Raw genomic sequence first — 21,162 nt, 5'->3', positions numbered from 1 at the left:
TCGCTGGCGGCGGCGTTGTCTGCCGCTTGTTGGGGATTGCGGGCGCCCGGAATGACGACCGAAACCTCTTCGTGCATCAGGATCCAGCGTAACGCCCACTGCGCCATGCTGGCCCCTTCGGGTACCAGCGGTCGAAGCGCTTCAACGGCTTTGAGGCCGGTTTCGAACGGAACACCCGCGAAGGTTTCCCCTATGTCGAAGGCCTGTCCGTCCCGGTTGTAGTTGCGATGGTCGTCGGACCCGAACGTCGTTTCGGCCGTCATCTTGCCCGCCAACAGGCCCGACGCGAGTGGCACCCTGGCGATGATCGCCACATTCTTTCTCGCCGCGTGGCCGAGCAGCTCCCTGGCCGGTCGTTGACGAAAGGCATTGAAGATGACCTGGATGCTGGTCAAGCTTGGCCAAGTCAGGGCGAGCTCAGCCTCGCTGATCTTCTCGACGGACACGCCCCAGTACTGGATCTTGCCGGCAGCCACCATGGCGTCCATGATTTCGAACTGCTCAGTCCCTTCGTATACGTCAGAGGGAGGGCAGTGCAGCTGAACGAGATCGAGCGTGTCGACACCGAGGTTCTGGCGAGATCGATCGACAAAGGCGTTCAAATTGGTTTCGTTATATTCGGCCGATGTGTGCGGATTGCATCGGCGGCCTGTCTTGGTGATGATGTGGAACGGCTCGGATCGCTCACTGCGAAACTTGGCTAGTCGCCGCTCGCTTAGTCCGTCGCCGTATACATCGGCGGTATCGAAAAGCGTGACCCCTGCGTCGAGAGCTGCGTGCAATGTCGAGGAAGCGTCCTTCTCGGAAACCTCACCCCACTCGGCCCCGATCTGCCAGGCCCCGAACCCAACCTCGCCAACTGTCCAACCGGTTTTGCCAAAGGTTCGTGTTTTCATGAGACGAGGATAGTGGGGGGTGGGGTTCGCGGTGGCGACTCGCACCGGGATCTGTGCCTGATCAGTCCCGGTTTCTCGCCGTGCCCTTGAGCAAGACCTTGAGGCGAGCGTAATCGGTGTTGATTGATTGTTAAGGGGACCTTGGACGGTGATGGCTGGGAGATCGTATCGGATCGGTCACAATGACGGCTTTGACCCTTGGTGGCTTCGCGGCGATACTCCCATGGGCAAGAACGCGAGGAGAACGAACGATGGCCACCATGTACTACGAGAGTGACACAGATCCCTCGATCATTTCGGCGAAGACCGTTGCGATCATTGGGTTTGGCAGCCAGGGCCATGCACATGCCCGCAATCTGCACGAGTCCGGCGTCCACGTTGTTGTGGGGCTGCGAGAAGGTTCGAAGAGTCGGGTCGAGGCTGAAGAAGCCGGTTTGACCGTCGTTACCCCGGTGGAAGCGGCCAAGGCTGCCAACGTCATCATGATGCTCGTTCCCGACCAGCACATGGCTGATCTCTACAAATCCGAGATCGAACCCAACCTGTCGGCGGGCGATGCGCTGTTCTTTGCCCACGGGTTCAACGTTCACTTTGGTGAGATCGCCCCTCCAGAGTTCGTCGACGTAGTGATGGTCGCCCCGAAAGGGCCTGGACATCTGGTGCGGCGAACGTACACGGAAGGGTCCGGGGTCCCTTGCCTTATCGCCGTTCATCAGGATGCCACCGGCAACGCTCACGCTCTCGGCCTGTCCTATGCCTGGGGTATCGGGGGAGCCCGCGCCGGGATTCTTGAGACGACCTTCAAGGAAGAGACCGAGACCGACCTGTTCGGCGAGCAGGTCATTTTGTGCGGTGGCGTTTCGGAGATGATCAAGGCTGCGTTTACGACGATGGTCGAAGCCGGCTATCAACCGGAGTCTGCTTATTTTGAGACGCTCCACGAACTCAAGCTCATCGTTGATCTTCTGTATGAAGGTGGCCTGTCGTGGATGCGTTACTCGATCTCCGACACCGCTGAGTACGGTGATTACACCCGGGGCCCGCGGATCGTAACTCCTGAGACCAAGGAAGCGATGAAGACGATCCTTGGTGAGATCCAGAACGGGGAATTCGCCAGAGAGTTCATTGCCGAAACCCGCGGGGGCGGCGAAGGTCTCGTCGCGATGCGCCGCTCCGAGCAGGACCAGGAGATCGAGCGGGTCGGAGCCAAGCTTCGGTCGATGATGCCGTTCCTCACTCCGAAGGCTCCTCCTGCGGATTAGAACGGGCCGGACCCCCGCCATGAATATCGGGATTCTTTCTCGTAATGCCTCCTTGTACTCGACGGCTCGCCTTGTTCAGGCCGGGCGGCGCCGCAATCACAACGTAACGGTTGTCGACTACCTGCGGGCCTACATGGAGATCACGTCCACCCGGCCCGAGGTCATCCTGGGGGGTAGTCGGCTCATGTACGACGCAGTTATCCCGAGGGTTGGTGCCAGCCATACGTTTTATGGCACTTCGGTGGTCCGTCAGTTTGAGATGATGGGGACGTCCACGGCCAATGGTTCGGTGGCGATCGAGCAATCGCGCGACAAGCTGCACTCAATGCAATTGCTCGCTCACGCTGGTATCCCGATGCCGGTTACCGGATTCGCTCACAACATTCAGGACATCGATTTGCTGCTTGAGGCGGTCGGTGGACCACCGGTTGTGATCAAGTTGTTGGAGGGTACCCAGGGTCTGGGCGTGGTGCTCGCCGAAACCAGAAAAGCCGCCGAGTCGGTGATCGGTGCCTTCCGTCAGCTGGATGCCAATATCCTCGTCCAGGAATACATCGAAGAGTCCGATGGGGCCGACACCAGGGTTATCGTGGTTGGTGGCGAAGCGGTGGCCGCCATGCGGCGGATCGCCCCGATCGGTGAGTTCCGTTCGAATCTCCACCGGGGAGCCACTGCCGTTCCCGTCGAGCTCACCGAAGAAGAGCGAATCCTGGCGGTCAGCGCCACCCGGGTGATGGGACTCGGCGTGGCGGGCGTCGATCTACTCCAGGCTGATCGCGGTCCCGTGGTTTTGGAAGTCAATTCTTCGCCGGGACTCGAGGGTATTGAAACCACTACCGGGGTCGACGTTGCTGACCGGATTATCGAGTGGCTTGAAGTGGTGGCGGGGGTCGGGAATGGCTCGTAGACCGCCTCGACCGCGGTTCGAAATCGCCGGGGTCAAGATCCCTTCCGGGTATCGAAAGACTCTGGAGATTCCGCTGATGAAGCTGCCGACCGGGTCATCGTTGTCGCTTCCGATGACGGTACTCAACGGGGTTGATGAAGGCCCGGTGGTCTTCCTGTCGGCTGCCATTCACGGAGACGAGCTAAACGGCGTCGAGATCATCCATCAGCTTCTTGGGTCGATATCGCCCAGAGCGCTGAAGGGAACCATCATCGCGGTGCCCGTGGTCAACGTGCTCGGCTTCGTCAACGAGTCCCGCTACCTTCCGGACGGCCGTGATCTCAACCGTCACTTCCCGGGTTCGGCCCGCGGGTCACTGGCCTCTCGTATTGCCGACCTGTTCATGAAGAACGTTGCGATCCATTGCGAACTCGGAATTGACTATCACACGGGGACCGGTCATCGAGGCAACGTTCCTCAGATTCGCGGAAATATGGACGACCCCGAGGTCTATTCGCTGACAGAGGTTTTTGCTCCCCCAGTGGCTCTTCACGCCAGGCTTCGCGATGGGTCGCTGAGAGGCGCGGCGTCCGATGATAATCGGAAGATCTTGTTGTTTGAGGGCGGTCAGGCGCACCGGTTCCAGCACAATGTCATCCAGGAGGGCGTCGATGGAACCCTTCGACTTCTTGCCCACAAAGGCATGATTTCTGAGGCGCCTCTCCCATCGCATACGACCTTCTGGTCGCGGTCTGCCAGATGGGTGCGTGCTCGCCGTTCGGGAGTTCTGCGTCTTGAAGCGGCGTTGGGTGACACGGTCCAAAAAGGTGACGTCATCGGTCGAATCGGTTCGACTTCTCCGGGGAAGTCGCTCCGGGTTCTGTCTCCGGTCAGCGGCGTGATCATCGGTATCATTTCTAACCCCATCATCAACCAGGGTGGACCAATTGCCAACATCGCCGAAGAAGACCCAAAAGGAGCCGTCAAGTGAGTAGTTCTGACTGGTCCCCGAAGAGCACGACCACTCGTCTGACCCCCGCCGAAGTCGGGCCAGGTCAGCCGAGAGGCTGGGAACCGGCCACCGCCGCCGACTTGGGGCGTTTCAAGACAGGCACCCATGCTGCTGCATATCGCTTTCTGGGCGCCCACCGAACCAATATCGCCGGCACTCCGGCTGTGGCCTTCGCCGTATGGGCCCCGGCCGCAACCCGGGTGACCGTGTTGGGAGACATGACAGGATGGAATGAAATCCCATTGCTACCGCGCGACGGAATCTGGGAAGCCACGGTTACGGGCGGAACTATCGGTGACAGCTACCACTTCAAGATCTACTCGGCGAACGGAGTTGTCGATAAGTCCGATCCATTTGGTAGCTGGTGGGAGGTAGCGCCGGATCGGAACACCCGGCTGTGGTGGGACGACTTCGGCTGGACCGACGGTGACTGGATGAGCCGGCGCGGGGCGTCGCACGAGGGTCCGGTATCGATTTACGAAATGCACATCGGGTCGTGGCGCACCGACGACGGTGATCTGCTCGGATATCGGGGTCTTGCTGAACCACTCATTGAGCACATCCTTCGCATCGGGTTCACCCATGTCGAGTTCCTCCCACCGAATGAGCATCCGTTCGGTGGTTCGTGGGGATACCAGCCGATCGGTTGGTTTGCTCCGGCTTCCCGGTGGGGCACTCCGGAAGATTTTAAATACCTGATCGATCGGCTGCACGGGGCCGGGATCGGGGTGATCGTCGACTGGGTCCCTGCCCACTTTGCCGTCGATTCCCACGGGTTGGTCTCGTTCGATGGTGGCCCGCTGTACGAGTACGCCGATCCGCGCAAGGCCAAGCATCCGGATTGGGGCACGTACGTCTTTGATCTCGGTCGCCCCGAAGTCCGAAGTTTTCTGCTTTCGAGCGCTGCGGCGTGGTGCGAGAGGTTTCACGTCGATGGGCTGCGAGTGGATGCCGTGGCATCGATGTTGTATCTCGACTATTCACGCCAGGCCGGGGAGTGGGTACCGAACCGATTCGGGGGACGCGAGAACCTGGACGCCATTGACTTCTTGCGCCAGTTCAACGACACGATTCATGCAGAGTTTCCCGGGGTGGCCACCTTTGCGGAAGAGTCGACCGCCTGGCCGATGGTGTCGTCTCCGACATACGTCGGCGGGCTTGGCTTCGACTACAAGTGGGATATGGGATGGATGCACGACACCCTTCAGTATCTCGGTCGGGATCCCATCTACCGCTCGCATCATCATGGGGAGATCACATTCCGGGCGGTCTACGCGTTTTCGGAGAACTACACGCTGCCATTGAGCCACGATGAAGTGGTTCACGAAAAAGGCTCGTTGTTCACAAGGATGCCGGGCGATGACTGGCAGAAATTCGCCAACTTGCGCCTGTTGTTCGCCGAACAATTCACTCAGCCCGGCAAGAAATTGCTATTCATGGGCGGCGAGTTCGGACAAGTTTCCGAATGGAACGATGCCGGTCAACTCGACTGGGCGGCGCTGGAGGATCCGGCCCACGCCGGGATCCTCGCGTTGGTGTCGGACCTGGCGGGCCTGTATCGGTCCGTTCCGGCGATGCATCGGGGTGATCATGAACCTGGCTCCTTTGCCTGGCTCATGGCTGACGACTCTGATCGGTCCGTGTTGGCATGGTCGCGGTCCGATGGAGAGGACGTGGTTGTTGCTGTCTTCAATTTCACGCCGGAAGTTCAGCGCGAATACCGGTTGCCGGTTCCGGTCGATGGGCCCTGGCAGGAATTGATCACCACAGACAACGGCAAGTACGGCGGTTCGGGCGTTATGCAATCTGGCCCCCTTGTGGCGACGGAGGGGACATTGGCGTTGACCTTGCCGCCCCTTGCCGCGTTGATTCTCGCCCCGCAATGATTGGCATTCCCGACCGGCTCTGATCCGGATATCCGCCAGCTGGCCCACAATCAAGGCAAGGTCGGGGGCGGGTTGAGCCGGAGGGGGGATCGTAGACTCATGGTCTTGGCTCGACGGCACGGGTATGTATCGGAGAAAGGGGGTGACCATGAGAGACCAATTGGTAGACCTCATTGTCGAGAATGGGCCGATTCCATTCGAAGAGTTTCAGGAGCGTGCTCTGTATGGGGCGGGCGGGTTTTTCGTCGGCGATGCTCTCAGGTCCGTCAAGGCGGGTGACTTCCTGACCAGTCCGGAAGTCTCGCCCCTCTTTGGGGCGACCTTGGCGGCGTTTGTGACCGCTGAAGCAGGGCGCCTGGGTGTCATGCCCCGGGTGGTGGAAGTTGGGGCAGGATCAGGCTCTCTGTTGAAGGCTCTGCTGGAGATCGTCGACGCGGAGGCCTGGGCGGTTGAGGTTTCCATGGCTGCCCAGATTGCTACCAGCTACGTGGTCGGCGCCGAGCGGGTGGTCGCTTCGCTTGATGACGTACCATTCGACGAACCCGTCGTCGTCATCGCCAACGAACTTCTAGACAATTTCCCGGTCGCCATCGCGGTTCGCACTGATTCGGGATGGGAGGAGCGATGGATTGGCGTGGATGGCGCGGACTTGTGTCTGGTCGCCGCCCCGCTTCGTGACGAGGTGGCCGATTGGGTGGAACGGTTCGGGGGCGATGTGCCGGTCGGAGGACTGGTCGAAGCGCATGTTCTTGGGGACGCCTGGTTCCGCGACCTGCTTGGCCGCATCGAAACGGGGACGGTCTGCATCATCGACTACGGCGACACGGCAGAAGCGCTTGTACCGAGACGCAGCTTCGGGACACTGCGGACCTATCGATCCCATCATCTCGGTCCTGATCCGCTGGCGTTTCCCGGTGAAACCGATATCACCGCCGATGTGAACTTCTCGTCCTTGCTGGCGATTTGCGCCGAGCTTGGTTGGGAAGCAACCCTCCAGAGGCAGGAAGACTTTTTGACCGAGTATGGATTGCGGGCGCAACTCTCCGAGCTTCGTCGACAGGAACTGGCTCTCGCCGGGGACGGCGACCCGATGGAACGTTTGGTGGTCCGGAGTCGTAAGAACGAAGCCGAAACGTTGCTTCATTCGAGAGGTCTCGGCGACTTCCGGGTCCTCGTCGGCCGCCACTGACCCCCGCCAAGCCCGCCATTCTGGGGGCTGGAGCACCCGATATCGGGCGCTGGAACCCAGGGTTGAACCCTGGGTTGATCTGGGGGCTGGAGCACCCGTAATCGGGTGCTGGAACCCTGGGTTGGTTTCCGGGGGGATCCCCCAGGCGATTCGCTAGGTCGCTGGTGGCTCGGCCGGTAACCTGCCCACCAGGCCTACGAGCGTAGGTGACGGAAGGGTTTCACCATGACGGTCAGCCAAAAACATCGCACGGGGCAGTTCATATGAGCATCCTGACCCGACCTCGCGAGATCGCCCGCCAAACCCCGGACGATCGGTTGCGAAGCATCGATATGGTGCGGTCGGTGTCGATGCTCGTCGTGGTCTTCGGCCACTGGTTGATGGCCCTCGTATGGATCAACACGCTCGGCGAAGCCCAATTCGGAGATGCGTTGACGGAGAGTCGGGTACTCCAATACGTCACCTGGATTCTGCAGGTGATGCCGCTGTTCTTTCTGGCGGGCGGCTTCTCGAACGGCCGGTCAATCGTGGCGGCTCGGAACGCCGGAACGCCCCGACGCGAGTGGCTCGCATCTCGTGCTCAGCGGCTGATAACCCCGACCCTGCCCGTCATCGCGGTGTGGAGCCTCGGGGTCTTTGCGCTCGGAAGATTCATCGATCCAGGGTTGCTGCGAGTAGGCACGATTGCTGCCACGATCCCGATGTGGTTCCTGGCCGTCTACCTGATGGCCGTCGTGGCAGCCCCGTTCACGTATGCCGCCTGGGAGCGCTGGGGATTCGCATCAGTGGCGTTCGGGGCGGGCATGGCGATTCTCATCGATGTGCTTCGGGTCGGTTTTGATGTTCAGTACGTCGGCTACCTCAACTTTCTGGTTGTCTGGTTGACCATCCATCAACTCGGACACGGATGGGATCGACGCCCGAAGCCCCGCACCGGATGGTTGCTCGCCGGCCTTGGTCTGTTACTACTGGTTGGTCTGACGCAGTTCGGCCCGTACTCGGTTGCGATGGTTGGTGTCGACGGTGCCAGGGAAATGAGCAACAACTCGCCGCCGACGGTTGCCCTGCTGGCGTTGGCGCTATTTCAAGCCGGATGGCTCGCTGGCATGACGCCGACGCTTGAGAAGTGGTTGAAGCGGGAAACGCCCTGGTCGGTGGTCATCCTCTCCAGCGGCTTCACGATGAGCGTGTACCTGTGGCACATGACTGCGATGGTGCTGCTGGTTCTCGTCTCCCTCTCCTTCGCACAAGGCCTCCTCCAGGCAGTTCCGCTGAGTGCGGATTGGTGGGTTACCCGGCCGATTTGGATTGCCATATTGATCATCATCACACTTCCGCTCGTGCTCATCTTCCAGCGCTTCGAGCATCGCAGCGCCAGGCGGGTGACTCGTCATCCGGTCGCGCTTGGCTTCGGGGTTGCCATCTTTGCGATGGCTTTGGCAGCGACGGTGACGCTTGGCCTGTCGAACGCCGAAGGCGAAACCCGACTCTGGATACCCCTTTCGGCGTTCGTCGGCGCCACACTGGCAGGGGTTCTGGAGATCAAGCCGAAGTCGAACGCCGGCACTTAGCGCAAGCAGGCAAACAGGTCCTCAAGTGAGTCTTCAGTGACCTCTTTGAGGCGAGCTTGAACGTACCAGCGTTCGACGCCGATGCCTTCCATCTGTCCGAGGATGTCCGCAACTTGGTCGGGCGTTCCATGCGGATACCCCCGGCGTTCGAGCAGGTCGTGCAGGTCGTCGGCGTTGTCCTTCCCCATGATTGGCACGGCCGATTCCAGGGCGGCCCGGTAGTCCGAATCAGTGAGGCCGACAATGGGCGGGCAGGCAGTACTGACAAACAGGTCGTCTCCTGATCGTCCCGATGCTTCAGCAGCTTCTCTGGCTCGTTCGATCCTGATGCGCATCTCGTCGATCGGCCCTGAGTAGACGTTGAACTCGTCGCAATACCGGCCCGCCAGTCGGGGCGTCTTGTATGGCCCAAACCCGCCAATAAGCAGTGGAACGGACGTCATTGGTTGAATATCGAACGACGACAGCTGGTAGAGCTCCCCTTCGTAGCCGGGGTTGGTCGGGTCGAAGGCCGCTTGACAGTACGCGAGGGCTTCTTCCAGGTGTCGGAACCGCTCGGCCCGTTCGGGGTAGGGAATTCCGAACGCTTCGTGCTCGGCGTCCATCCACCCGGTCCCCAGTCCCAGCTTGAATCGGCCGCCCGACATGTCGGCCAGGGTTACGGCGGTCTTCACATAGACGGACGGATGCCGGAAGGTGATGGGGGAGACCAACACGACGAGGTCGATCGTATCCGTTTCTCGGGCGAGCCCGGCGAATTGGATCAGCGCGTCGTAAACCGGACGGGCATCTTCGACGGCTGACATGAGGTAATGGTCGGGGAGCGCAATCGCAGCCAGGCCCGTAGTTTCAGACCAGTTGGCCGCCAGGAGCACGGCCTCGTAGTTCCCGGATGTTTGTAACGCGAGTTGCATCTGTTCTCCTCGATTTCGTGACGCGACGTTAGTTCAGGGGCCAGGCGTGGCGGGGGACTTTCCTGGCTCTCTGCATGTATCCTCCATAGTGTGAGGAAACAACCGCTTTCCGTCGGAAACAGTCAAACTTGTAAGCTATATTCGAATCCGGGCGTGTGTCCGCGCGTCCGACGCTCAGGAGGGGAAGTTGTGAGACGATTCCATGTCGCCGGGTTAGCGATCGTAATGATGTTGGCGTTGGTAGTGCCGGCAGGAGCCCAGGGGGCGTCCCTTGATAGGTCCGCGCCGGAGCGAGCAACCGGGAACGCAGTCGGAGGTCCTGTCGACCTCGACGCTCCGGTTCAACTTTTTGTCCAGCTTGATGCCCCTGCGGTCGCAGAGCTCGTTGCGTTGAAAGGGAACGCCGCTACGCCGAAGGTACAGAAGGCACATGCTGCGTCGCTGAGCAAACAACAGGCCAAGTTCATCTCCCAGCTCAGTTCGGATATTCGGGTTCTAGACCAGCTCCGAGTTGGCGCTAATGGTATTCGCGTGGACGCGACCATTCGCGATATTCCAACATTGGCCGCGATGAGTGGCGTTCGATCGGTGGCTGAGGTGACGACGCATTACGTGGACAACTCATCCAGCGTGCCGTGGATTAATGCACCAGAGGTTTGGGAAGCGTATGGCGATGGCGATGGCGTGACGATTGGTGTCATCGACACTGGAATCGACTACTACCACGCTTCCTTCGGTGGAAGCGGGAACGCGGCTGACTTTGCAGCCGACGACAGCACGATTATTGAACCCGGTAGTTTTCCAACGGTCAAAGTCGGAGGCGGATACGACTTCGTTGGGGATACCTACAACGCCGATTCCTCGGCCACGCCGATGCCCGATCCTGACCCGCTCGACTGCCAGGGCCATGGAAGTCATGTGGCAGGTTCTGCAGCGGGACTTGAAGTTCCCGGCAAGGTGGGAGCCGGGGTCGCTCCCGGAGCGACTCTCTACGCATTGCGGGTCTTCGGTTGCGAGGGTTCCACGAACGTGACCTCAGAAGCGATCGAGTGGGCAATGGACCCCAACGGTGACGGCTCGATGGACGATCACCTTGATGTCATCAACATGAGCCTCGGTTCATCATTCGGAAGTCCGGACGACCCGAGTGCTATCTCGTCGACGAATGCCGTGAACGCAGGTGTGATCGTGGTGGCATCAGCAGGGAACTCAGGTTCTGCCGCTGCATACGTCACCGGCGCTCCGGCTGTTTCTCCGGCAGCCATATCGGTCGCTGCATCTATTGACGGCGGGTACTCAGTGCTTGGCATTGTGGTGAGCATCGATGGCGTTGACAGCACACTAGAGGCAGGGATCGCCGGTTTCGGCCCTTCGCTCGCGGATGCACCAGTGACCGGTCTCGTGGCTCAGGCACTTCCCGCTAATGGATGCTCGTCCGTAACGAATAGCGCCGGAATCGCCGGCAAGATCGCCTTGATTAGCCGCGGTGACTGTGGCTTCGTAGTCAAAGTGAAAAACGCGCAAGACGCCGGTGCCCTCGGCGTCATCGTTCACAACAATGCGCCAGGTGATCCGATCGCCATGGGTGGCAGTGACGGGACGATCACGATCCCGTCGGTCTTCATAACCCAAGCTGATGGCACCACAATTCGGGCCGCATTGGACGGTGGCGCGGTCGTATCGGCCGCCCTGAACGCCGACGCCGAGCTTCCCAAGCCTGAATTAGCCGATCAATTGGCGGACTTCAGCTCACGTGGTCCCGGTCGGACCGGCATTTTCAAGCCGGATCTGGCCGCGCCTGGGTTTGGCATTGTCTCGACAGAGGTCGGAAGTGGTGACGGCGGTTCTGTGAAGAGCGGCACGTCGATGGCTTCGCCGCATGTGGCAGGCCTGGCGGCATTGTTGCGTCAGCAGCATCCCGACCTCGCAGTCGCCGGCATCAAGGCGATCCTGCAGAACTCGACCGTTCCTGCAAATGGCTATTACCCGATGACACTGCAGGGCACGGGCGTGGTCAGGGCTGATCGGGCGAGCGCTCTTGAGAGCTATGCATCGCCAGGTGGCGTGTCCTTTGGGCGCATCAATGTGGCGGAACCGACTACCAGGCAGATGACTGTCGAGGTCACCAACATGAGCAACGCACGGAAAGTGTTCGCACTTTCTCACGTTCCAAACACGCCGATCACAGGGGTGTCGATAACGACCTCAGTGAGCCGGCTGAGTGTTGGTGCCGGACAGACGAAAAAGTTCAACATCAAAGTCTCGGTGAAGCCCAGTCTCATGACGGAGGATGACGGCTTCTATTCGCAGACTGAGGTCGATGGCTGGGTGGTCCTGAACGACGGTTCTGATGCGCTCAACGTGGCCTATACCGCTGCAGTGGACCCAGCATCGGATATCGCGATCAAGACAGTCGGGAAGAAGATCAAGGTTCAGAACAATGGTCAGTCGGTTGGTTTCGTGGACGGCTTCACCCATGTTGGCGGTGAAGGTCTCGTTACGAGGGGTACGGAGTACTCGTTCGATGCCATCGGCGTGCGCGAAAACTTCTTCGGTGAAGACGTCGTACAGTTTGGCGTGGTTGGCGACGCTCCTTGGGATTCGATGTCCACGACCGAGGTTGATATTTACGTAGATGCTGATGGGGATGGGATTCCGGAGTCCGTTATCGTCGCGGCCGATCTCGGCATCCTTCAGGGCGCCGATCCAACGGGGACGCTGGTCACCGCAGTGTTCGACCTGGGAACTGGAGCGTTTCCGCTCGACTGGTACGTGATCGCGGATAACAACGATCACTCGGCGGTTCTCACGGCTACGCGTAGCTTGATTCTGCCCGACGGGGATAGCGACTTTGACTATACGGCGTTCTGGTACGACCTTACCGGGAGCGAGTTCGACGTGGCAGTAGGCTCCGTCGACCTCGATAACCTGGTGGTCCCTGATGTCGCAGAGTTCGGTCTTGCCCCGGGCGGTGCCAACTTCATGTCTGCCACCGGCTCGGGCGACATGCTGTGGATTACCTCGAATGACGTACCTGGCAAACAGGGAACCTCAATCAGCTTTCCATAGTTGGTAAACCGTCAAAGTGGAGAGGTGGGGGCTCGGAGTGTTCCGAGGCCCCACCTTGCTTTTGGATTGGATGCGCATTCTTCTGATGGGCGCGACTAGCCTCGTCCGAGGTGTTTCGGTGGTTGATCTTCGCTAGCTCGGTGCTAGGGATTCGATGTCTTGAGCGCGTCGATGCGCATCCAAGGAATTGTCGGAGATCCGACCAATTCCTCAGTGATCGGTTCCGGGCGGCCGATGGGAAGTGATGGCCTCGATCCATCTTCCCTTCTTGAATGACGACCGTTTGGCTGCTCAGGTCGCCAGGTCCCGAATGGTTGGCTATGCCCTCCTGGCGGCGATAGCGATAGGCTCGGCGCTAGTAGCTCCAACCGGACGTTCCATAGCCACGTTGGGTCTGCTTCTTATTGCCGGCTCGGTGCCCATGCGGAACAGGCGAGATCCGGTGCGTCATTTGTTCTTGGCCTTCAAGCTGGATGCGGTCGCGTTTCTCGGGATGTGGTGGTTGATGGGTCCGGTGGCGGGATTGGGCGTCGGACTCTTCTTGGTGGCGGCGCTGGCCGGAATCATTCTTCCCTCACGTGAAGCGCTTCTGATCGGCTTCTGGGTGCTGGTGTCGGAGGCTGTCGAAATTCCCCTGCACTGGATTGCCATGGACCGTGGCGGCCTGCCGCTCATCCATTCCCCGGTCAGGTGGTGGCCTCGTGCAGGCGGTCATTCACGCAGAGGACATCACCCTGGAGCATCTCGCCAACGAACGCCTTGAGAGCTTGGTGCGGTCCAAGGACGAGTTCGTGGCGGCCATCTCTCACGAGTTGCGAACGCCGTTGGCGGCGGTGGTCGGATTTGCGGCCTGCTGCATTTCCTAACGCCGGCGTGCACTACTGTTGAACAGGTGGAACCGCTAGACCTCCCTCAACCAAGTATCGAGCCGTCCGCCTTCATCGCAGCCGGTACGCACATTTACGGCGATGTCACCATCGGTGTAGACGCGGTCATCATGTTTGGAGTCGTCATCCGGGCCGAGTTCGACTCCATTCGTATCGGTGAGCGGACGAACATTCAGGACAATTCGGTACTTCATTGCGACGAAGAGATTCCCTGCATGGTTGGTGACGATGTGACGGTCGGGCATGCGGCAGTCATTCATGGCGCGACGGTCGGTGACTTTTGCCTTGTCGGGATTGGTGCCAGAGCCCTCAACCGGTCCGTGTTGGGTGAAGGAGCCTGGTTGGCGGCCGGGTCTGTTTTGCCCGAAGGAAAAGTGATCCCGGCGTGGACCCTGGCGATGGGAATCCCTGCCAAGCCCATCAGGGAACTGACCGAAGACGAGATTCTTCGTCAGGCCGAAGGCGTCATTACGTATCAGCGACTGGCCGCAACCTACCGGTCGCTTGGCCCATAGCCACTGTCTCGGTCGGGTAATTGTCGCGACGCGACAGCGCCCATGGTGTCAGCCATGAGCGCCGGGTTGTCTGGTCTGCTGTTCTAGACGACTTTGATGATTTGCTCTACTTCATCCAACGTCATCTCAACGCCCGGGTGAGATTCAGCCAGGTGAATATTGAGGTGCTCGACGAGTTCGCCTTTCGTTTCAACCGTGAAGTTTCCCGGGCAATCTGCGCCGGTGTCGGCGCAAGCTGCTGTATAAGCCATGGTGTCCTCCTCTAACTGGTCCTGGGCACAAGCATACCAATCTCAGTTCGCGGCTGACGGACCGATGTGTGGCCACGATGTCTGCTCAACCGGGCCGTCGATTTTGCTTCAGCCGTTAGGGCGCTGGTTGTTACGATGCGGATTATGGCGACGTACGTTGGCTTATTGCGGGGGATCAATGTTGGCGGGACCGGCAAGCTACCCATGGCCGATCTCAAGCAGTTACTGGCCGGCCTCGGATTCGACAACGTCACCACCTACATCCAATCGGGCAATGTGGTATTCGACGCCGATACGGGTGAATGGGCAGATTCGATCGCGGTGGCCGTTGAGCATTTCGCCGGTTTCCGACCCAAAGTGATGGTTCTCTCCGACGAAGCCTTTCGGGCCGTGGCTGACGGGAATCCGTTCCCAACCGACGAACCTAAGGCAATGCATGTCTACTTCCTCGATGGCACACCACGCTGGACTGCCAAAGCGGAGATGGAGGCGGTCAAATCGCCGGTCGAGCGGTTCTACATCACCGATGCGGCGGTCTACCTGTACACACCGGAGTTTTTGACCGGGTCATTTCTGGCGCCGAAGTTGGAGCGTCTTATTGGAGTGCCGGCGACGGCCAGAAACTGGCGAACCGTGCAAAAAATTCTCGGAATGCTCGAAGAGCGCTAGCGACGTCTCGTGTCATGCCCGAGCGGCAAAGGCACGATCCGCCTGGCTACCAGGGCGATGCCAATCCAGGCGAGCCATAGGGGAGCGGTCGCCACCATGCCAGCCTGACGGGTTATGAGTATGACGATGATGGCACCGGCCAACGTGATCCGGCGGGCCGACTGGAGCCGGCGAGCAGACAGTGGTTGCTTCGACAGATCTCCTTTGGAAATCGGTGCGTAGGGAGGCGTGAAGACGGCTGCAATAAGCCCGAGGGCGATGAGGGTGATCATCGCCAGAGACGGTACCTGTGGGTCGATGACCGGGATCAGGCCGCCGAGACCACTGCTTACCTCCGAAGAGCGCACCGCCATTGCAGTCGTTCCCGCCGCGATCGCCAGAGCGGTAAGTCGCGCTCCGTGGCTTGGTTCGCCTTCCAGGCCGCGGTCTCTGGCAACTGCGAACGCCAGCACGAGCCCCAACAGCCATCCCGGACTCGTCCGACCGGCCGCTACCCCGAGCCCGAAGAGCATGAGGAAATCGAGAAAGTGAGGGGCGCGACCGGTGGGCCGGAGAAGGACCCGGGCGGTAATGACAACGGCAAAGACCGCAATCAGATCGGGAATCCCAAACAGCAGCCAGGCCGGGATCGAAAGACCGGCGGCGAGGCCGGCACTACTGGGGTGATCAGGGTCGAGTTCTCGGCTCAGTGCCCAGACGCCAATCGTTGCCACCCCGGCTCGCCAGGCGAGGTTGAATGCCGGCCCGAATCCATCACCGATCGACACCACGAACAGGACGAGCCCCGCCAAACCGGCGAGGATCAGGGCGTGGAGATTCGACCGGTAGCGCGGGTCGATGGCACGGACGAGATGTGGGAACCGCAGAGGCCTAGTCCCGGAAGTTCGTGAACTGGAGCGGAACCCGGAAATCAAGGCTCTTGAGGTGGGCAATGACCTCCTGCAGGTCGTCGCGCTTTTTGCCCTGCACCCGCAGTTGATCTCCCTGGATCTGGATCTGCACTTTGAGCTTCTGATCCTTGATCGATTTGTTTAGCTCCTTGGCGGCGTCCTGGGGGATTCCCGACACGAGGTCAAAAACCGCTCGGACCCGTCCGCCTGAGGCCGGCTTCACGTCGCCACCGGACAGGGCTTTGATCGACAAGCCGCGTTTGAGGAATTTGGTTTGGAGCACGTCGATGGCGGCATCCATGCGGCCCTCCGAAGCCGATTCAACGACAATCGTGTTGTCTTTGAGTTCGAAAGTCGTGTCGGTGCCACGGAAATCGAATCGGGTGGTTGTCTCCCGATTTGACTGATCGATCGCGTTGGTGACTTCTTGCATATCGAGTTCAGAAACGACGTCAAAACTAGGCATGGAAAGACCATATCAGACGGCGCCGGTCATCGAGAATGTAAGGAGAAAGTTGGAACCATTCGGGGGACATTCGGCGTCACATGGTCAGGGTTTTCCAAAGGAGCGATCGATGAAACGCAATCTTGCATTGTTGGCAGTCATGGCGATAGCCGTGGCCGCCTGCACTGGCAGCACAACTAGCTCGGTAAGTGATGGTTCGGTGGCGCGTCAGCCACAAGGCGACGGAACCGTACTCGTTGGCGGTTACTTTCAGGAATTCTCGAACTGCGACTCTCTTCTCGACTATTACATCACCAAAGCGGCCGACATCGTCGGCCCATATGGCTTTGGTGGAGGATACTTCGGAGGGCCGGTCATGATGGAGGAACCGGCTGCTCGCGATTCCGTGGCGCCCGCTTCAGGCGCCCAAGCTTCAGGGTCGGGCTCAACGGACTTTTCGAACACCAATGTGCAGGTGACAGGCGTTGACGAAGCTGACATCGTCAAGACCGACGGCAATCGGATCTTTACCATTGCCGACACTGGCCTTCAAATAGCGGTCGTTACGCCCGATGGCGTTGAAATCACCGACAGTCTCCGACTCGATTGGTATCCGCAGTCCATGCTTCTCCACGAGGACACGCTTGTCCTGATGGGGGTTGTCTGGTCGGACACCGGCTATCGCTACGGTGGTGGCGGCTACGGCGGCAATACGACCAAGATCGTCGAGGTCGATGTCTCGGATCCAACCAACGTTTCGGTGACCCGTACGTTGGAATTCGACGGGTCTTATCTTTCAGCCCGCTTGGTTGGCTCAGAGTTGCGGGTCGCGATCAATTCGTCGCCGGTCGGTTTGGCCTTTGAGCAACCACAGGGGAGTGGATTGCGCGCCGAGCGGGACGCAACGGAAGCGAATATTGCAGTCATCAAGGCGTCCAATCTCGATAATTGGCTCCCGTATTACGTTCTCAAGGACGGGTCGACCGAAACCGACGGCCGCCTTCTCGACTGCGCCAGTGTCATGGCTCCGACGACGTTCTCGGGCATCGACACCCTTTCGCTCCTCACCTTCGATCTGGCCGGGCAGGGGGTAGCCAATTGGGACTCGGCCGGCGTGGTGGCATCGGGTGCCACGATGTACGCCAACGAGGACCGGACCTATCTGGCGACGGCTCGTTGGCAGGATTGGGGAATCCTGGCCGAAAGTGATGCGATCACGGCCGCAGACGAATTCAGCACGGACATCCATTTGTTCGATACGTCAGGGTCTGCCCCGAAGTACGTCGGCTCAGGCACCGCCCCCGGATTTCTGCTGAACCAGTTTGCGATGGACGAATTCGACGGCCACCTGCGCGTTGCGTCAACGACGACGCCGAACTGGTGGGGTTGGTCGACGGCCGACTCGCAAAGCCAGGTCACGGTATTCGCGCTGACCGGTGCTGACCTCAAAGAGGTCGGTTCCGTCGATGGTCTCGGTAAGTCCGAACAGATCCAGTCGGTCCGTTTCATCGGAGATACCGGTTATGTCGTAACGTTCCGCCAGACCGATCCTCTCTATGTCATCAACCTTTCAGATCCGACACAACCGTCGGTTGCCGGCGAGTTGAAGATCCCGGGCTACTCGGCCTATCTACATCCGGTTGGTGAAGGCAGATTGCTCGGCGTCGGACAAGCCGGAACCGAGGATGGGCAAACGCAGGGAACCCAGATGTCGTTGTTCGATGTCTCTGATCCTGCCAACCCGACACTCCTCGACACGGTGGTGATCGAAAACGCCTATTCGGCGGTCGAATATGATCATCTGGCCTTCACGTTCACCAACGGAGTGGCATACGCGCCGTTCGAGTCGTGGTTGTGGGATGAGAAGACCTCGGATCAGACGTACGATGGCGGCGTGATGGCGGTTGTCGTCAACGACAAGACGCTTGACCTGGCATCGATCCTCCGACCGGAGGCCGACGGCCCGATCAAGTGGTCGGAACAGGATAAGGTTGGCATGCCGATCGATCCCTGGATGTCCGGAACCCGTCGTACCATCCGCATCGACGATCGCCTCTATCTCGTCACCAATGGTGGCATTGCCGTCTTCAACGTCGATGGTTTTGAGCGAGTGGTCTACACCAAGTTCTAGAAACCCACGAAGGCGGGTCGGCAGGTGTTCCCAGCATCACCTGGCGGCCCGCCTTCTGCGCGGTCGGCGAGCGCACGGTACGTTGGCTAGCCTCGGATGGAGGCGTCCAGGATCATGGAGGGGCAGTGGAACACACACCGGCAGAACGTATCAACTGGCAAGCGTCAGGCAACGAGCACTTCACGGGATCGGTTTCGAACGGTCCGCTATCGAGAGCCGCCGACCGAAGGCTTACCGCGCTCGCTGTCATGTTCCAGCCGGGAGCTCGTTCAGATTGGCATTCGCACCCTGATGGCCAGGTCCTGTACATCACTTCTGGCGCCGGCCGGGTGCAAACAGAAGACGGGCAAACGGTCAACGTGTCAGCCGGCGATGTCGTCTATACCCCGCCTGGTGAGAAGCACTGGCACGGGGCCTCCGAGACCAGCCACATGATGCATCTGTCACTGACGACCGGCGGAGCAACCGAATGGCTACCCGAGAAGGTCAGCGACGAGGACTACCGACGTTAGACGCGCACGAGTCGCGCTGTGAGGTGTTTCGTCAGAGGCTCGCCGACCGCCTCCATGGCGAGCACGTACGACAAAACGTCGGCGGTAACGGTGATCGTACGGGTACAGGCCGACACGTCGACGGCGGTCGGGGTGGTCACCACCCGGTCAGACATGAAAGCAAAAACGCCATCTTCGATCGTTCCTGAGTGGACCTCAACGATGCCGGTCGGCTGAGAGATCGTGAGTTCAACCCGGCCCGGTTCGACCGACCGTACGTAGCCGGCTTCGGTGTGAAGCGGGGCCCCCGTTTCGGCATGACGGGTCTTCTGGGTGTACACGAGGAAGGGCTTCGTCGGGATGGTCGAGAAGGAGACTTCCTCGAGGTAGTCGAACGGTTCGATCGTCGGGTAGTCGCCGTGGCCCTGCCCCTTCCAGGTCCCGATCAGCGGTTCCAATTGGGCCGATTCGGGAGGCAGGTCACTCACAAATACACACCGGGATACTGTGGTGATGGCTTTTCGCCGCTTTCGATGGCCTTCTGCTGCATCTCGTAGAGCTGCGATTGCGCCACCATTTGCTGGCTCATGAGGCTGGCCTGAATCCCGTGAAAGAGCCCCTCGAGCCAGCCAACCAGCTGCGCCTGGGCGATACGCAGCTCGGACTCGGTTGGGGTGTCCGAGTTGAGGGGCTGGAAGATCTCTTTGAATTCTTCCTTGAGGTCATCGGAAAGCACGTCGGCGAGTTCGTCAAGCGAACGCTCGTGGATGTCGAGTAACCGACGTCGACCGGCCGGATCGAGGGGAGCGTGACGGACCTCTTCGAGCATCGCTCTGGTCATCGAGGCGATCCGGATGATCTTGCTTGGCTCGCTGATGATCGCCTGGCCACCGGGCCGTTTCTTCTCGATGGGTTCGACTGCTTCTTCGACGCCGTCGGGGCGAATTGGATCAGTTTCGATTTCCATGTGACCAGGCTAGTTGGCTCCTGGGTTCACATGTCCGAGTGTCGTGGTGCATCCGGCGAGGGAGCGTCGATGAGCCGGTTGCACTTACTAGACATTACGCCTAATCTTTTAGACACTATGTCCAATCAAGGTCACGAGACAGATTCGGCAAAACGCCCGACCGGCCCGCCAGCCGTGATTGAAGCAGTCGGGTTACACAAGTCGTTTGGCGACAAGATGGCGGTTCGTGATCTGAGCTTCACCGTCGGGGCGGGCAGGGTGGTCGGCTTGCTAGGACCAAACGGTGCGGGCAAGACGACAACCATCAAGATGCTCACCACCCTTCTCCCCATTGACAGTGGCGTGGCCCGGGTGGCTGGATTTGATGTTTCGTCCAACCCCAGAGCCGTGCGGACCGTGATTGGTCTCGCTGGTCAAGCGGCGGCAGTCGACGAGATGCTGACTGCGAGGGAGAACCTCAAGTTGTTCGGGCGTCTCTACAAAATACCGAAGGCCGACCTTCAGGCACGAATTTCCGACCTCGTGGAACGGTTCCGACTTGCCGACTTCGCCGACCGTCCCGTATCGACCCTGAGTGGCGGCGAGAGACGTCGGGTGGATGTCGTGGCGGCACTCGTCGCCGATCCGCCTGCCCTGTTCCTCGACGAACCAACGACGGGCCTTGACCCTCGCAGCCGCAACGAAATGTGGGAGGCGATTGAGTCCCTGGCGGCCTCGGGGACCGCCATTCTGCTCACCACTCAGTACCTTGAGGAAGCCGATCGGCTTGCCGACGAGATCGTCATGATCGATGAAGGCGCGGTCGTGGCCGAAGGGACCCCACGACAGATCAAACAGCAGCTCAAACGTGACGTCCTTGAAATTCACTTCGAGACCGACCATGACCTCGCCAAGGCCCTGACGATCGTTGGCGACATTCGCATGACGTCGACATTGGAAACTCGCGAGATCCATATTCCGATCGATGAAGGAGCGGGTCCGGCACTCGACACGCTGCGACTCCTCGGCGACAGCGGCGTGACTATCGCTGACTTTCAATTTCGTCGACCCACCCTTGACGATGTGTTTTTGAGTCTTACGAATCCGAACGCCAAGTGACACCTGGAGCGCCATGACAACCACCGCCTCTCCTGCCAAGCACAGATTTGACCCTGATGCCTCGATCTCCGACAGGGTTCGGGCAGCGCTTCTGGACACTGCCACAGTCACGTGGCGCGACATGGTCCGCACC

General features: G+C 59.9%; 21 protein-coding genes. 14 read left to right on the top strand and 7 right to left on the bottom strand.

Translation table 11 applies throughout. From position 1 onward, the window contains the following. The coding region (locus JJE47_18105) for an aldo/keto reductase (protein MBK5269340.1) at positions 1-896 on the bottom strand (896 nt) is incomplete at its 3' end. 251 nt (positions 897-1,147) lie between these two features. Between JJE47_18105 and ilvC the strand changes: the two genes are divergently transcribed. From ilvC to JJE47_18075, 6 genes are all read left to right on the top strand, one after another. After that, on the top strand, positions 1,148-2,158 hold the full coding sequence (gene ilvC / locus JJE47_18100) for a ketol-acid reductoisomerase (GenBank protein ID MBK5269339.1): 1,011 nt from the start codon (positions 1,148-1,150) through the stop codon (positions 2,156-2,158). A gap of 19 nt (positions 2,159-2,177) precedes the next feature. Further along, positions 2,178-3,065, top strand: a complete 888-nt coding sequence (gene rimK / locus JJE47_18095; GenBank protein MBK5269338.1) for a 30S ribosomal protein S6--L-glutamate ligase — start codon at positions 2,178-2,180, stop codon at positions 3,063-3,065. After that, complete coding sequence (locus JJE47_18090) at positions 3,055-4,035, top strand: succinylglutamate desuccinylase/aspartoacylase family protein (GenBank protein ID MBK5269337.1); 981 nt, start codon at positions 3,055-3,057, stop codon at positions 4,033-4,035. The genes rimK and JJE47_18090 overlap by 11 nt, the downstream gene beginning before the upstream one ends. Next, entirely contained in the window at positions 4,032-5,942 is a 1,911-nt protein-coding gene (glgB, locus tag JJE47_18085; GenBank protein MBK5269336.1) for a 1,4-alpha-glucan branching protein GlgB, read from the top strand. Before JJE47_18090 ends, glgB begins: the two co-directional genes overlap by 4 nt. Before the next feature lie 148 nt (positions 5,943-6,090). Next, positions 6,091-7,131, top strand: coding sequence for an SAM-dependent methyltransferase (locus tag JJE47_18080; GenBank protein ID MBK5269335.1), 1,041 nt, complete (start codon positions 6,091-6,093; stop codon positions 7,129-7,131). Between the two features lie 263 nt (positions 7,132-7,394). Further along, the gene (locus JJE47_18075) at positions 7,395-8,702 is read left to right on the top strand and encodes an acyltransferase (GenBank protein ID MBK5269334.1); all 1,308 of its coding nucleotides are present in this window, start codon (positions 7,395-7,397) and stop codon (positions 8,700-8,702) included. Here the strand turns inward: JJE47_18075 and JJE47_18070 are convergent. Then, positions 8,699-9,616 (bottom strand): LLM class flavin-dependent oxidoreductase, encoded by a 918-nt coding sequence (locus JJE47_18070; GenBank protein ID MBK5269333.1) that lies wholly within the window; start codon positions 9,614-9,616, stop codon positions 8,699-8,701. The two genes, JJE47_18075 and JJE47_18070, sit on opposite strands and share 4 nt — an antisense overlap. Before the next feature lie 189 nt (positions 9,617-9,805). On the opposite strand from JJE47_18070, the gene JJE47_18065 reads away from it, so the two are divergent. The 4 genes from JJE47_18065 (at position 9,806) to JJE47_18050 (ending at position 14,087) form a co-directional block, all read left to right on the top strand. Beyond that, positions 9,806-12,685, top strand: a complete 2,880-nt coding sequence (locus JJE47_18065) for a S8 family serine peptidase (protein ID MBK5269332.1) — start codon at positions 9,806-9,808, stop codon at positions 12,683-12,685. A gap of 244 nt (positions 12,686-12,929) precedes the next feature. Further along, complete coding sequence (locus JJE47_18060; GenBank protein ID MBK5269331.1) at positions 12,930-13,448, top strand: hypothetical protein; 519 nt, start codon at positions 12,930-12,932, stop codon at positions 13,446-13,448. Next, positions 13,387-13,551 (top strand): hypothetical protein, encoded by a 165-nt coding sequence (locus tag JJE47_18055; protein ID MBK5269330.1) that lies wholly within the window; start codon positions 13,387-13,389, stop codon positions 13,549-13,551. Before JJE47_18060 ends, JJE47_18055 begins: the two co-directional genes overlap by 62 nt. A 26-nt stretch (positions 13,552-13,577) precedes the next feature. Continuing rightward, a complete protein-coding gene (locus JJE47_18050) occupies positions 13,578-14,087 on the top strand; it encodes a gamma carbonic anhydrase family protein (protein MBK5269329.1) in 510 nt (169 codons plus the stop codon). An 83-nt stretch (positions 14,088-14,170) separates the two neighbouring features. On the opposite strand, the gene JJE47_18045 is transcribed toward JJE47_18050, so the two are convergent. Beyond that, positions 14,171-14,338 carry a DUF1059 domain-containing protein gene (locus JJE47_18045; protein ID MBK5269328.1) on the bottom strand — a complete coding sequence of 56 codons (168 nt, stop codon included), beginning with the start codon at positions 14,336-14,338 and terminating at the stop codon, positions 14,171-14,173. A gap of 144 nt (positions 14,339-14,482) precedes the next feature. Between JJE47_18045 and JJE47_18040 the strand changes: the two genes are divergently transcribed. Beyond that, entirely contained in the window at positions 14,483-15,007 is a 525-nt protein-coding gene (locus JJE47_18040; GenBank protein ID MBK5269327.1) for a DUF1697 domain-containing protein, read from the top strand. Here JJE47_18040 and JJE47_18035 read toward each other — a convergent pair. Beyond that, positions 15,004-15,798 carry a hypothetical protein gene (locus JJE47_18035; GenBank protein MBK5269326.1) on the bottom strand — a complete coding sequence of 265 codons (795 nt, stop codon included), beginning with the start codon at positions 15,796-15,798 and terminating at the stop codon, positions 15,004-15,006. The genes JJE47_18040 and JJE47_18035 overlap by 4 nt on opposite strands. Before the next feature lie 79 nt (positions 15,799-15,877). After that, positions 15,878-16,363: a YajQ family cyclic di-GMP-binding protein gene (locus JJE47_18030; protein MBK5269325.1), complete on the bottom strand. Its 486-nt coding sequence runs from the start codon at positions 16,361-16,363 to the stop codon at positions 15,878-15,880. A gap of 109 nt (positions 16,364-16,472) precedes the next feature. On the opposite strand from JJE47_18030, the gene JJE47_18025 reads away from it, so the two are divergent. Continuing rightward, positions 16,473-18,473 carry a beta-propeller domain-containing protein gene (locus JJE47_18025; GenBank protein ID MBK5269324.1) on the top strand — a complete coding sequence of 667 codons (2,001 nt, stop codon included), beginning with the start codon at positions 16,473-16,475 and terminating at the stop codon, positions 18,471-18,473. A gap of 125 nt (positions 18,474-18,598) precedes the next feature. Beyond that, the gene (locus tag JJE47_18020) at positions 18,599-18,985 is read left to right on the top strand and encodes a cupin domain-containing protein (protein ID MBK5269323.1); all 387 of its coding nucleotides are present in this window, start codon (positions 18,599-18,601) and stop codon (positions 18,983-18,985) included. Here the strand turns inward: JJE47_18020 and JJE47_18015 are convergent. Together JJE47_18015 and JJE47_18010 are read right to left on the bottom strand one after the other, a co-directional pair. Then, entirely contained in the window at positions 18,982-19,452 is a 471-nt protein-coding gene (locus JJE47_18015; GenBank protein MBK5269322.1) for an FABP family protein, read from the bottom strand. The genes JJE47_18020 and JJE47_18015 overlap by 4 nt on opposite strands. Next, the gene (locus tag JJE47_18010; protein MBK5269321.1) at positions 19,449-19,931 is read right to left on the bottom strand and encodes a DUF2587 domain-containing protein; all 483 of its coding nucleotides are present in this window, start codon (positions 19,929-19,931) and stop codon (positions 19,449-19,451) included. Before JJE47_18010 ends, JJE47_18015 begins: the two co-directional genes overlap by 4 nt. 117 nt (positions 19,932-20,048) lie before the next feature. Here JJE47_18010 and JJE47_18005 point away from each other — a divergent pair, with 117 nt between their 5' ends. After that, positions 20,049-21,029, top strand: a complete 981-nt coding sequence (locus JJE47_18005; GenBank protein MBK5269320.1) for an ATP-binding cassette domain-containing protein — start codon at positions 20,049-20,051, stop codon at positions 21,027-21,029. The last annotated feature ends 133 nt before the right edge of the window (positions 21,030-21,162 follow it).

This window comes from Acidimicrobiia bacterium (assembly GCA_016650365.1).
GTDB lineage: Bacteria > Actinomycetota > Acidimicrobiia > Spongiisociales > JAENVV01 > JAENVV01.
The sequence above is the reverse complement of the archived record's forward strand: the minus strand, read 5'-3'. Positions and strand labels throughout refer to the sequence as shown.